The 13,375-nt window shown below is 48.0% G+C and carries 8 protein-coding genes; 6 read left to right on the top strand and 2 right to left on the bottom strand.

All coding sequences use genetic code 11. From position 1 onward, the window contains the following. Positions 1–92 precede the first annotated feature (92 nt). Complete coding sequence (locus HH301_RS17845; protein WP_169566899.1) at positions 93–2,357, bottom strand: phosphate acyltransferase; 2,265 nt, start codon at positions 2,355–2,357, stop codon at positions 93–95. A 101-nt stretch (positions 2,358–2,458) separates the two neighbouring features. Here HH301_RS17845 and mutS point away from each other — a divergent pair, with 101 nt between their 5' ends. Both mutS and HH301_RS04045 read left to right on the top strand, forming a co-directional pair. Then, positions 2,459–5,128 carry a DNA mismatch repair protein MutS gene (mutS, locus tag HH301_RS04050; protein ID WP_206378159.1) on the top strand — a complete coding sequence of 890 codons (2,670 nt, stop codon included), beginning with the start codon at positions 2,459–2,461 and terminating at the stop codon, positions 5,126–5,128. Between the two features lie 75 nt (positions 5,129–5,203). Next, positions 5,204–5,974 (top strand): SDR family NAD(P)-dependent oxidoreductase, encoded by a 771-nt coding sequence (locus HH301_RS04045; RefSeq protein ID WP_169566897.1) that lies wholly within the window; start codon positions 5,204–5,206, stop codon positions 5,972–5,974. Between the two features lie 39 nt (positions 5,975–6,013). On the opposite strand, the gene HH301_RS04040 is transcribed toward HH301_RS04045, so the two are convergent. Beyond that, complete coding sequence (locus HH301_RS04040) at positions 6,014–6,649, bottom strand: LysE/ArgO family amino acid transporter (RefSeq protein ID WP_169566895.1); 636 nt, start codon at positions 6,647–6,649, stop codon at positions 6,014–6,016. A 137-nt stretch (positions 6,650–6,786) separates the two neighbouring features. Between HH301_RS04040 and HH301_RS04035 the strand changes: the two genes are divergently transcribed. The 4 genes from HH301_RS04035 to HH301_RS04020 all read left to right on the top strand — a co-directional run bounded on the left by HH301_RS04035 (position 6,787) and on the right by HH301_RS04020 (position 13,357). Beyond that, a complete protein-coding gene (locus HH301_RS04035) occupies positions 6,787–9,570 on the top strand; it encodes a [protein-PII] uridylyltransferase (protein WP_169566893.1) in 2,784 nt (927 codons plus the stop codon). Positions 9,571–9,623: 53 nt separating this feature from the next. Next, positions 9,624–11,183 carry a murein biosynthesis integral membrane protein MurJ gene (gene murJ / locus HH301_RS04030; RefSeq protein WP_169566891.1) on the top strand — a complete coding sequence of 520 codons (1,560 nt, stop codon included), beginning with the start codon at positions 9,624–9,626 and terminating at the stop codon, positions 11,181–11,183. A gap of 121 nt (positions 11,184–11,304) precedes the next feature. Beyond that, positions 11,305–12,303, top strand: coding sequence for a tryptophan--tRNA ligase (gene trpS / locus HH301_RS04025; RefSeq protein ID WP_169566889.1), 999 nt, complete (start codon positions 11,305–11,307; stop codon positions 12,301–12,303). A gap of 85 nt (positions 12,304–12,388) precedes the next feature. Further along, on the top strand, positions 12,389–13,357 hold the full coding sequence (locus HH301_RS04020) for a DUF2333 family protein (RefSeq protein WP_169566887.1): 969 nt from the start codon (positions 12,389–12,391) through the stop codon (positions 13,355–13,357). The last annotated feature ends 18 nt before the right edge of the window (positions 13,358–13,375 follow it).

The raw sequence follows: 13,375 nt of genomic DNA, 5'->3' as shown, positions 1-13,375 counted from the left end.
CGAACAAAAAAGTGCCAATCTACAAAATTCTAAAGGGCCATAAAAAACCCGCCGGATGCCGGCGGGTTCTTGTCGTTTGAAGAATGCGTGTTTTACTGACCAGCCTCATGCGCCGCAAGAGCGGCCATATTAACAAGTTCAGAAACTGTGGCCCCAATCGGAACAATCTGAACAGGTTTATTCAAACCAACCATCAGAGGTCCAATCACTTCTGTCTCACCCAGAACCGGCATAAGCTTAGATGTAATATGGGCTGAATGCAGACCAGGCATCACCAACACGTTTGCTGGACCGGACAGACGGCAGAACGGATAAAGTGCCATGATATCCGGATTGAGCGCGACATCCGCAGACATTTCACCATCATATTCAAAATCAAGTTCTTCCTCATCCAACAAACGGACCGCTTGACGAACCTGCTCTGCTGTTTCATGAGCAGGGTTACCAAAGTTGGAATAAGACAGAAGTGCAACTCGTGGCTCATGACCAAGACGGCGGGCAACTTCAGCTGTCTGTTTCGTGATTTTCACCAACTCTTCTGCATCTGGCAACGTTGTTACTGCCGTATCCGCAAGGAAAACCGTCCTATCACGACCCACAGCAATGGAAACACCGATTGGCTGCTCCCCTGCTTTTGGATCAATTACCTTGATGATTTCTTTGTAAGTCACTGAAAAACGTCTGGTCACGCCAGTTACCATCGCATCGGCGTCTCCATTGGCGACCATGCTGGCGCCAAAGATGTTCCGATCCCGGTTAACAAGGCGGACGCAATCCCGGTATAGATAGCCTTTACGTTGCAAGCGGCCGTAAAGGAAATCGTAATACCGTTCCCGATCTTCCATTTCAGACGCATTATAAATTTCTAGGCCCTCATCAATTTCAATACCAAGGCCTTCCATGGTTTCCCGAACAACATGCTCGCGCCCGATCAAAACCGGAACGCCATAGCCTGCTTTCTTGAATTCCATAGCCGCACGAATAACCTTCTCTTCTTCGCCTTCGGCAAAGATAACCCGGCGTGGGTTCGCCCGAACCTCATCCATGATAAGCTGAAGCGAACCAGCTGTTGGATCCAAACGAGCCCGAAGCTGATCCCGATAAGCGGTCTCATCAACAATTGGCTTGCGCGCTACCCCGCTATCCATTGCTGCTTTGGCAACAGCCGTTGGAACATGGCTGATCAACCGCGGATCAAAAGGAACCGGAATGATGTAGTCAGGCCCATAGACAGGACGATTACCTTTGTAGGCAGCCGCCACCTCATCAGGAACATCCTCACGGGCCAGCTCAGCCAGTGCTTCAGCCGCCGCAATCTTCATTTCCTCATTGATAGTCGTCGCCCGAACGTCCAGCGCTCCGCGGAAAATATAAGGGAAACCGAGAACATTATTTACCTGGTTAGGATAATCAGATCGGCCCGTCGCCACAATCGCGTCACCACGGACTTCTGCAATATCTTCCGGACGAATTTCAGGATCCGGATTAGCCATCGCAAAAATAATCGGCTTTGCAGCCATGTCCTTGACCATCTGCTTTGTCACGGCGTCTTTGACGGAAAGTCCCAGGAAAATATCTGCGCCAACCATAGCCTCTTCCAGGGTACGTGCATCGGTTTCAACCGCATGAGCAGATTTCCACTGGTTCATCCCATCTTCGCGGCCTTTGTAGATCACACCTTTGGTGTCACAAAGAATCGCATTGTTATGAGGAAGGCCCATCGCCTTAATCAATTCAAGACAAGCAATCGCCGCCGCGCCCGCACCGTTCACAACAACTTTAACGTCCTTGATATCGCGCCCTGTAAGATCCAGCGCATTGATAACGCCCGCTGCACAGATGATTGCCGTTCCATGCTGGTCATCATGGAAAACCGGAATATCCATGGCCTCGCGAAGGCGTTGTTCAATGATGAAACATTCAGGTGCCTTGATGTCCTCAAGATTGATACCACCAAAGCTTGGACCCATCAGGCGAACAGAATTGACAAATTCGTCGACATCCTCTGTGTCCAGTTCCAGATCGAAACAATCAAGATCGGCAAACCGTTTAAATAAAACGGCTTTTCCTTCCATGACGGGTTTTGAGCCCAAGGCCCCCAGGTTCCCAAGACCCAGCACTGCCGTACCGTTGGAAATCACCGCAACGCGGTTTCCCTTGGTTGTGTAATCATAAACCGTATCGGGATCTTCTGCGATCGCAAGGCAGGGCGCGGCCACACCCGGTGAGTAAGCTAGAGACAAATCCTGCTGCGTTGCCACAGCCTTAGTTGCCACGATTTCAAGTTTTCCCGGTTTACCCTGTGCGTGGTATCTCAGCGCCTCATCATACTGGCTGGAATCCGGTTTATCGCTCATTTCACTGCTTCCTCAGTCTTTAAGTCTCGTCGCCAGCATTTCTTTGTTAAATTTATTGACAAAGCTGTTGGCAAAAACGGCGTCTATGATAGTTTTCCATCATGCCTACAGTAGCCAAAACAAAGTCGCAAGAGAATAAGTCAGTAACGCCTATGATGGCGCAATATCTGGCCATTAAATCCGACTATTCGGATAGTCTTCTCTTTTATCGTATGGGTGACTTCTACGAGCTCTTCTTCGAAGATGCTGTTGTTGCTGCCCAAGCCTTGGATATTGCTCTCACAAAAAGGGGAAAGCATGAAGGAGAGGATATTCCCATGTGCGGAGTGCCGGTTCACTCAGCCGATGGATATCTTCAGCGCCTCATCCGCAAAGGGCACCGGGTCGCTGTAGCCGAACAAGTCGAAAGTCCGGCAGAAGCGAAAAAACGAGGCTCAAAGTCTGTGGTTAAACGAGACGTTGTCCGCCTCGTCACACCAGGTACGCTAACCGAAGATAACCTTTTGGATGCGAGAGCTCATAACTTTCTGGTGAGTATTGCCCGCTCTGGCAGCTCCTTGGCGCTCGCTTGGCTCGATATGTCGACCGGAGAATTTTTTACAACTGGGTCTGCGATTGAAGATTTAGATACACATTTAGCCCGATTAAACCCTGGTGAGATTCTGGTGTCTGATCGGTGGTTGGATGACCCCGCTTATCAGGAGACCCTACAACAATGGGATAGCTGCCTGACCCCATTGCCAAGTGCCCGTTTTGACAGTCAAAACGGAGAAAAACGCCTCAAAGAAATTTTTGAAGTTTCAGCGCTAGACGCTTTTGGACAATTCAACCGAGCAGAGCTTGCCGCCGCCGGCTCTCTTGTCGATTATGTAGAACTGACCCAAAAGGGTAAGTTCCCGCTGATTAAACGCCCCGTCCAACAGGCCGCCTCAGATATCATGGCTATTGACGGTGCAACCCGCCGAAATCTTGAACTGATCCGCACCATGAATGGGGAACGTCAGGGCAGTCTCTTGGCGACTATCGATCGAACCATAACTGGTGCTGGCGCTCGAAAACTAGCCGCAGATATCTCCAGCCCTTTGATGGACGTCGCCGCCATTCACTATCGTCAAAATATGGTTAGCTATTTCGTTTCGAACTCGAAACGGCGTGAAAGTATTCGCGAAATCTTGAGAAAATGTCCAGATGTAGAACGTGCTCTTTCTCGGCTAACCCTTGGCCGCGGTGGACCGCGTGATCTGGCTGCTATTCGCGACGGACTTGCTCAAACGGCTGAACTTCGAGCTGTATTAACCGATGATGAGCTTAACGGCCCAGTAACAGGAATTTCTCAAGCGTCAAAACAACTCGGTTTTCATGCCGAGATTGTCGATGAGCTGACCAAGGCATTGGCTCCAGATCTACCTCTTTTAGCCCGCGATGGCGGGTTTATCGCCAAGGGATACCGGGTTGATCTTGATGAACTGAAAACCTTGCGCGACGAAAGCCGACGACATATTGCCAATCTACAGGCCAAATATTCAACAGAGACAAAAGTCCCTTCTCTGAAAATTAAGCATAATAATGTTCTTGGCTATTTTATTGAAGTGACACCCCGTTTTGCCGACAACATGCAGGGGGACTTTATTCACCGTCAGACTATGGCAAACGCCATTCGCTATACAACTGTAGAGCTCGGCGAACTCGAGGATAAAATCTCCCGGGCAGCAGATCGAGCAACGGCACTGGAACTGGAGCTCTTCGAAGCTTTGCTTAAGAAAGTCATTGGTTGGGGTAGCATGATCCTAGATGCTGCAGAAGCAATGGCAACTTTAGATGTTTCTGCCAGTCATGCTGAATTGGCCATTGACCAATCCTATGTTCGGCCCGAAGTAGATGATAGTTTCACCTTTGACATTCAAGGGGGCCGTCATCCAGTCGTCGAAGCAGCCCTTCTCAAAGAGAACGAAGGCAGTTTTGTCGCCAATGACTGCAATTTGAGCGAGTCAAGTCGCCTTTGGTTGCTAACCGGCCCCAATATGGCTGGTAAAAGTACCTTTCTCAGGCAAAACGCTATTATCACAATCCTTGCCCAAATCGGAGCATACGTCCCAGCCACCAAGGCTCACATCGGAGTTGTCGACCGGTTATTCAGCCGGGTTGGTGCAGCTGACGATTTGGCGCGTGGCCGATCCACATTTATGGTGGAGATGGTCGAAACCGCCTCCATCCTTAATCAAGCAACCGAGCGGGCACTCGTCATTCTTGATGAAATCGGTAGAGGAACAGCGACTTTCGACGGTCTTTCCATTGCTTGGGCGACGGTCGAACATTTGCACGATATGAATAAATGTCGCGGTCTGTTCGCCACCCACTATCATGAGCTAACAGCCCTTTCCGAAAAACTGACCGCACTTTCTAATCACAGCATGAAGGTTCGTGAATGGAAGGGTGATGTAATCTTTCTCCATGAGGTCGGTTCCGGGTCAGCGGATCGATCCTACGGCATTCAAGTCGCCAAGCTGGCTGGTCTTCCCGCTGCGGTCATCACTCGGGCGGAAACAGTAATGTCGCATCTGCAGGAAAAAGATCAGGGCACCAGTAAGACTAAACTTGTAGATGATTTGCCTTTGTTTGCAACGGTCGTTGAAAAAATTGAAGAAGAGAAAGCAGCTACTACACCATCAGAATTGGAGGAAAAACTACGATCTCTAAATCCTGATGAACTGACCCCTCGCGAAGCCCAAAACCTGTTATACGAACTTAAGGAACTTATGCAGGATCCCTAATCAGATAGACGGGTGACAGCATCAAAACATCTGTTTAAGCTAAAAGACAATAATCAAGAACGATAAGAGGAAAACATGTTTGATCTATCCGGAAAAAATATTCTCATTACAGGGTCCAGCAAGGGAATTGGCAAGGCAATTGCCCATCAAATGGCTCTGCAGGGGGCTAAAGTAACTATTTCCAGCCGCAAGGAAGATGTTTGCGCCGAAGTCGCCAAAGAAATCAACGATAGTCTACCGGAAGGTTGTGCTGGAGGTGCGGTAGTAATTCCGTGCAACATCAACTCAAAAGAAAGCCTTCAAAACCTAGTGGATCAAACCCATGAAAAGCTGGGTCAGATCGATGTGCTTGTCTGCAATGCGGCGCTGAACCCATTTTTTGGTTCCTCAATGGACATTCCAGATGATGCTTTTGATAAGATCATGTCAGCAAATATCAAATCCAATCACTGGCTCTGCAATATGGTCCTGCCAGAGATGAAGGCCAGAAAAGATGGTGCCATCATTATCGTCTCATCAATTGGTGGACTGCGCGGATCACCGGTTCTGGGGGCATATAGCATTTCAAAAGCTGCCGATATGCAACTGGTTCGGAACCTCGCTGTTGAACATGGTGCGGACAATATCCGGGTGAACGCCATTGCTCCTGGTTTGATTAAAACTGATTTTGCACGTGCGCTCTGGGAAAATCCGGAAATTCTCAAAAAAGCGACTTCCCGGGCACCACTGCAGCGAATTGGATTACCGGAGGAGATTGCAGGAACAGCCATCCTAATGGCTTCAGATGCTGGGACTTTCCTCACCGGCCAAACAATTACTATCGATGGCGGTCAGACAATCGCTTAAGATCCAGCCAAGTTGGTCAGCCTTCGGGCTGACCATCACTTAGATATTTTTTGGTGAAGCTATAAAATCAATAACAAGATTAGCCGCAACCAAATACATCATGAATGCCACTAACAAATCAAGCGCTCGCGCCCCCATTGGATGACGCATGAGCGGTGCTGCAAAGCGTGCGCCAAATGCGATTGCAAAAAACCAAACGAATGATGCTGTAATTGCTCCGGCCACAAAGTAAATTCGATCCGGGACCTCATGAGTTGCGGCAATGCCGCCGACCAGAATAACTGTATCCAAATAAACATGTGGGTTTAGTAGGCTAAATGCCGCGCTTGTCAAAATCGCTTTTAGAGTGCTGGAAACCTGCGGCCCCTCACCATTGGGCATCTGAGTTGAAGGCTTAAAAAACCGATAGAGCGAGAGTGAGCCATAGGTAATCAGGAACAATGCGCCACCAACAGTTGCCACGGTTATTGCAGTTGGATGACTTGAGATCAGCGCTCCAAGCCCTAGCGCGCCGAGTACAATCAAGGATCCATCAATGACGGAGCAGGTAAAAGCAACAACAAAAACTTGGTCCTTAGCCAACCCCTGCCTGATCACGAACATATTTTGCGCCCCGATTGCAATAATGAGGGCCGCGCCAATAAATACGCCGTTTAAAAATGTAAGAGCTGACATGTATTTCTCGAGCTTACGGGGGTTCGGGGTTGCCCAATTGCATGAGAGACTTTTAAGGTTGGTGTGTTATATAAGAATCCGACCAGCAAAACAATTGCCTGAAAACTCGGAAAACGGATGTAGAGTATAGTTCAGACATGGAAAAAATTCCAAATAGACGTGAAATTATAGATCGCAAAAAACTAGTTGCGGAGATTACCCAGCTGGCGGACGAGTATCCTGTCGACGGTATAGATTTCAGAAATGCTGTTTTGAAAACGCTAAAAACAACACTGAAATCAGGTCAGGACGTAATCAAAGAACGTTTCCTCAAGAGCAATAAGGGCCGCCCATCCATGTATGCGGCTGCCTTCCTGATCGACCAAATTATCCGTACAATTTACGACACTGCCACTTCCTATGTCTATCCACTCAACAACCCAACACCAGAAGAAAGATTAAGCCTGGTTGCTGTTGGTGGCTATGGTCGCGGCGAACTGGCGCCCCACTCTGATGTAGATCTTCTATTTTTATTCCCCTACAAACAAACCCCCTGGTCAGAACAGGTAATCGAATTCTGCCTCTATATGCTGTGGGATCTAGGTTTAAAGGTTGGCCATTCCACACGCAATCCAAACGAATGCATTCGTCTTTCCAAACAAGACATCACGATCCAAACAGCCTTGCTTGAGTCGCGATATGTCTGGGGTGACCAGGCTTTAGCAACTGAAGTTCGGACCCGCTTTCGAAAAGAAATTATTCCAGGAAACAGCCGAGCGTTTATTGATGCAAAATTGCAGGAACGAGATGACCGGCATGCCCGCTTTGGAAATTCCCGATATGTTGTGGAGCCAAATATTAAAGAAGGCAAAGGTGGACTTAGGGATTTGCAGACCCTTTTCTGGATCGCCAAATTTGTCTACAGCACCACAGAAGTATCCGAACTTCAAAAACTGGGTGTTTTTACAGAGTCCGAGCGCAAGAAATTTACCAAAGCATCCAATTTTCTCAGAACTGTCCGCTGTCATCTTCATTACCTCACCAATAGACCTGAAGAGCGTTTAACCTTTGACATCCAAAGCGAGATGGCGAAAAGGCTAGGCTATAAAGATCACGCTGGAACTCTCGGCGTTGAACGGTTTATGAAACATTATTTCTTGGTGGCAAAGGATGTTGGGGACCTTACTCGAATTTTTTGCGCGAACCTAGAGGCTGAACAACAAAAGAAAAGTCGCCTACCAATACCTCGTTTTGGTCTTCTACAGCGAAAACTGGATGGGTTTCTTGTAGATGGGGGCCGTCTAAACGTTCAGGATGACAACGATTTTAATGAAGATCCATTGAAAATCCTGGGGCTGTTTCATCTTGCCCAACAGAAAGACCTTGATGTTCACCCAAATGCCCTGCGCCTAATTCGACAAAACCTCAAATTGATCAATAAAGGGCTTCGCAATAACCCTGAAGCCAACCAAATGTTCTTGGAGATGCTGACATCTAAAAAAGATCCCGAGACGACATTACGACGCTTGAGTGAAGCTGGAGTATTGGGGCGGTTTATTCCCGATTTCGGACGTGTAGTCGCGCAAATGCAGCATGACATGTATCACGTCTACACCGTCGACGAACACACGATCCGGGCCGTGGGAATCCTCTCTCAGATTGAGGATGGATTGCTGGCAGATGAACATCCACTTAGTCATCGTATCATGCCCAAAATTCTGTCCCGACCAATTCTATATATGGCTGTTTTACTCCACGATATTGCGAAAGGTCGAGGCGGGGATCATTCAATTTTAGGCGCTGAGGTTGCTGAGAAACTGTGCCCTCGAATTGGATTGACCGAAGCTGAGACGGAAACGGTTTCATGGCTGGTGCGCTACCATCTCCTGTTCAGCAACACAGCATTTAAGCGAGACGTTGCCGACCCAAAAACCGTTGAGGATTTTGTCAAAATCGTCCAAAGCCCTGAAAGGCTAAAACTCTTGCTCATCTTAACGGTTGTAGACATTAGAGCCGTTGGCCCAAATGTTTGGAACGGTTGGAAAGGGCAGCTACTCCGTGAACTTTATTACGCAAGCGAAACAGCTTTAACCGGGGGACATGTTTCCGAAGGTCGGGCCGAACGGGCCAAACAGAAGCAGGAAGCATTGCGTGAAACCCTAAAAGGCTGGTCAAAAGCCAATATTGAGAAACATCTGGAGAAATTTTACGAGTCCTATTGGGTTGCCAACAGCCTGGAAACCCAAGAAGAACATGCCAAACTTATTCAGCAAGCTGAAAAATCGGGCGAAGACCTGACAATTCACGCAAAAAGCGATCCGTTCAGAGATATCACGGAAGTCACTGTCTACACACCAGACCATCCAGGCCTATTCGCCCGAATAGCCGCCGCGATGTCGATCGCTGGCGCGAATATTGTGGACGCGAAAATCCACACAACAACGGACGGTATGGCGCTTGATACCTTTTTTGTCCAGGATGATGAGGACAATGCATTTGAGCAAAAAAGCCAAATCACAAAACTAAAAAAGGTAATAGAGGAAACCCTTAAAGGGGAAATTAAGGCACGGCAGGAACTCAAAGCAAAATCAGCTTCCGCATTCCCTAGTCGGACTCGGGTGTTTAAAGCGGCCCCATCTGTGCTGGTCAACAATGTGGCTTCAAATATTCATACCGTTATTGAGGTGAGAGGGCGTGACCGGGTTGGTCTTCTTGCTGATCTGACGAGAGCTCTTTTTGAACTGTCCCTATCTGTCTCCTCTGCTCATATTTCTACTTTCGGTGAACGCGTTGTCGACGTCTTTTATGTGAAAGACATGTTTGGCCTTAAAATCACCAATAATGTGAAGATAAATGCGATTGAACAGAAACTTCTGGAAGCCTTAACAGGCCAACTGTCTGCACCAGAAACAATCAAAACGCCAAAGATTGAAAAAGCCTGAACCCAAGACAGGCACTAGGGGGAATATCAACTGATGAATATGAGGCGAGTAGAGTGAGCCTGTTCAAATCGGTGGCAACTGTCGGTGGCTTTACCATGGCCAGCCGCATCCTTGGATTCATCAGGGATATTTTGATTGCAACGGTTCTCGGGGCTGGCCCGGTATCAGACGCTTTTTTTGTAGCCTTCCGGATCCCCAATATGTTCCGACGCCTGGTTGCGGAAGGTGCCTTTTCAGCTGCATTCATTCCCCTGTTTTCAAAAGAACTGGAACTCAACTCCAAAGAAGATGCTCTGCAGTTTGCGGCTCATGCCCTGGGCTTTCTAACCGGGTTTCTGTTTCTCTTTTCAGCCCTGTTTATGATTTTCATGCCCTTTCTGATGCAATATCTGGCACCGGGGTTTGAAATTACGGGAGATCGCTTTGCGTTAGCTGTGGACTACACGCGGATCACCTTCCCTTACCTCACGGCGATGGCAGTTGTAGCCCTGCTGGGCGGGGTCTTGAACGCCTTTTATAAATTTGCCGCGATGTCAGCAGCTCCCATTTTGCTGAATATCATATTGATCAGTGCGCTTGTCTTCCTGCTTTTGAATACAAGCTATGAAGCGGGCTTGATTCTTTCTTTTGGTGTTGCCGCAGCCGGGATTGCTCAGGTTATCTTCCTGATCATTGCCTGCAAAAAAGAGCAGGTTCTTCCGCCCCTAATCTGGCCCCGTTTTACAAAAAAGATTAAACGCCTGTTCCAATTGATGTTGCCAGGATTGCTCGGTGCGGGGGTTTTACAGATCAACATCCTCGTTGGAACAATTATTGCGTCCTTGTTAGCGACAGGATCCATTTCCTATCTCTATTATGCAGACAGGGTTTATCAATTACCGCTGGGCGTCATTGGCATCGCAGTTGGCACCGCTCTTCTGCCCATGCTGTCTCGTCAGTTAAGAGCTGGAGATGACGTCCCAGCCAATGACACAATGAACCGAGCCGTCGAACTTTCACTTCTCTTTACATTACCAGCAGCCGGCGCTTTGATGACGATTGATTATCCAATTATCTCCGTTCTTTTTGAGCATGGGGAATTTGGAAGTTACGCAAGTCAGACAACGTCCGAAGCCTTATTCGCTTTTTCCACAGGTTTGCCAGCCTATGTTCTGACCAAGGTTTATGCTCCGGGATTCTTCGCGCGTGAAGACACCACAACCCCTGTTGTAATCGGTGTAATTGCAATGGCTATCAATATAGCGCTAAGCCTCCTTTTGATCGATAGTCTCGCCCACATGGGGATTGCATATGCCACTTCGATCGCTGCGTGGGTGAATGCGATAACGCTTCTTATTTTGTTACGTCTTCGAGGCCACTATCAGGTGGATAGTCGATTAATGAGGAGAACCTTGGGCTCATTCGGCGCAACCATCATAATGTGTGCAGTGCTTTGGTTTGGCATGAGTTCACTTGATTTTCTGCTGACGGCTGATGGTTTAATCCCTCGAATCGGGGGACTTTGCATCTTGGTAGCAGGTGGTGGCACTGTCTACGGTCTAGCGGGATTATTACTAGGGGCCACTCGGCTCTCGGATTTAAAAGCCATGCTCCGGCGCCGACGGACCTCCTAATCTGTTGACGAACGAGAAGCTCCCTGCAATAACCCTTTTTCCGATTAACTCCAGCCCGGCCGTATCCAAATGAGTGGAGCGAACTTCCGGGCCCGTGTCCAAAGCGTGAGGAGCGTTTTTTATGTCTCGTATTTTTTCCGGTGTTCAGCCAACAGGTAATCTCCATCTTGGCAACTATCTGGGCGCCATTCGTAATTTCGTGCGACTTCAGGACGATTATGAATGTATCTACTGCGCTGTAGATATGCATGCCATTACAATCTGGAAAGATCCCGCTGAACTACGGCGGAATATCCGCGAAGTTGCAGCTGCCTACCTGGCTTCTGGTGTCGACCCTACAAAATCCATCATATTTGCCCAAAGCAGCGTGCCTGCCCATGCGGAACTGGCTTGGATTTTCAATTGTATCGTTCGGATTGGCTGGTTGAACCGGATGACCCAGTTCAAAGAGAAAGCTGGTAAAAACCGGGAGAATGCATCCTTGGGTCTCTATGCGTATCCATCGCTAATGGCGGCAGATATCTTGGCCTATAAAGCAACTCATGTGCCTGTTGGTGAGGATCAAAAACAGCATCTGGAACTCACCCGCGACATCGCCCAAAAGTTCAACAATGACTATGAAGTTGAAATGTTCCCATTGGTTGAACCTTTGATCCTGGGGGAAGCAACTCGTGTGATGTCTTTGCGAGACGGTTCCAAGAAAATGTCCAAGTCCGATCCAAGTGACTATTCACGGATTGTGCTGACCGACGGTAGGGATGAACTGGCTAAAAAATTGCGCAAAGCCCGTACAGACGCAGACCCACTCCCAGAAAAAGTTGAGGATTTGGCAGATCGGCCAGAAGCTTCAAACCTCGTTGGGATTTATGCAGCGCTCGCGGATATCAGTAAAGCAGACGTACTGAAGGAATATGCGGGTTCCCAATTTTCTACATTCAAGCCCGCACTAACTGAACTGGCTCTCGAAAAATTTGGCCCAATTGGTGAGGAAATGAAGCGTCTGATGGCTGACCCTGGTCATGTAGATGCAATTTTGAAAGAAGGGGCGGAGCGCGCGAATGCGATTGCTGAGCCAATCATTAAAGAGGTAAAAGAAACCGTTGGTTTCCTGATCCCTTAATCACGTTTACGGTGAGGCGAGGCTTGTAAGTTTTACCCTCACCGCTTACATTTTGGTGATAGAGCCACAATTACAGGGAAACGAAATGAGCGAAATTGGAACCGGCGGAAATACTCCAATCAGCAATAGATTTTCCTTAAAGGGCCATCTCAGTAAACTTGGTATCGGTCTGCTTGTCTTTGTCTTCCTTTATTATGTCATTGGCATGATTTGGATTCACAAAGTTGATGATGACATCAAATTTGCACCCGCCAAAGAAGACCAGACAGCAGGCGGCAGTCTAGCAGTCGATGTTGCTGCCGCACTCATCAACCGGGAAATCAATGAGAACCAATGGACCTCTAATGACCCGTTCTTCATGCCTGCTTCAGCTTTGGATAACATGCCCAATTACCAACAGGGCATTATCTCTGCTCTTGCGCGGTTTAGTTTCGAACTAACCGATCAAATTGGTCGTACGAGAGGATCAAGTCAAACAGACCCTGATCTTCAAAACGCAGCAGGTCTTTTGCAATATGCTGGTGATGTTTGGAGTTGGGACCCAACTGTCTCCTTGCTCCCAACAGCTTCCTCAGAAAAACAATATGAAAAGGCTCGCAAATCGCTGATTGCTTACAACAAGCGTCTTGCTGACGGCCGCGCTGTTTTTGAAAAACGAGCCGATAATCTACTGGCAACCATTGATCGGTTTGCACTTGATATCGGATCCTCTACCGCAGTGATCGACACACATATCGCCGAACATTCGGGCGCATATATAGATTTTCAGGCTGATGATCTTTTCTATGGCTTTAAAGGGCAAGCCTACGCCTACTACATAATTTTAGAAGCCTTGGGAACTGACTATGAAAACCTGATCCGGGAAAGAGAGCTTGGAAATGCCTGGTCCCAAATGCTTGCTAGTTTCCGCTCAGTGATTGAGCTTGATCCATATGTTATTTCAAATGCCAAAACAGATGGCCAACTCTTCCCTAACCACTTGGCAGTACAAGGCTTTTATATCCTAAGAGCCCGTACCCAGCTTCGTGAAATCAGTAACATTCTCTTGAAATAATCCGATTTTTGATGGCAG

This window comes from Sneathiella limimaris (assembly GCF_012932565.1).
In the GTDB taxonomy this organism is placed as follows: domain Bacteria; phylum Pseudomonadota; class Alphaproteobacteria; order Sneathiellales; family Sneathiellaceae; genus Sneathiella; species Sneathiella limimaris.
This window is presented reverse-complemented; position numbering and strand designations above follow the sequence as displayed.

Excerpts from the sequence above, each read along its gene's own strand:
- HH301_RS17845 (WP_169566899.1), bottom strand. The coding sequence starts at position 2,357 with ATGAGCGATAAACCGGATTCCAGCCAGTATGATGAGGCGCTGAGATAC.
- mutS (WP_206378159.1), top strand. The coding sequence starts at position 2,459 with ATGCCTACAGTAGCCAAAACAAAGTCGCAAGAGAATAAGTCAGTAACG.
- HH301_RS04045 (WP_169566897.1), top strand. The coding sequence starts at position 5,204 with ATGTTTGATCTATCCGGAAAAAATATTCTCATTACAGGGTCCAGCAAG.
- HH301_RS04040 (WP_169566895.1), bottom strand. The coding sequence starts at position 6,649 with ATGTCAGCTCTTACATTTTTAAACGGCGTATTTATTGGCGCGGCCCTC.
- HH301_RS04035 (WP_169566893.1), top strand. The coding sequence starts at position 6,787 with ATGGAAAAAATTCCAAATAGACGTGAAATTATAGATCGCAAAAAACTA.
- trpS (WP_169566889.1), top strand. The coding sequence starts at position 11,305 with ATGTCTCGTATTTTTTCCGGTGTTCAGCCAACAGGTAATCTCCATCTT.
- HH301_RS04020 (WP_169566887.1), top strand. The coding sequence starts at position 12,389 with ATGAGCGAAATTGGAACCGGCGGAAATACTCCAATCAGCAATAGATTT.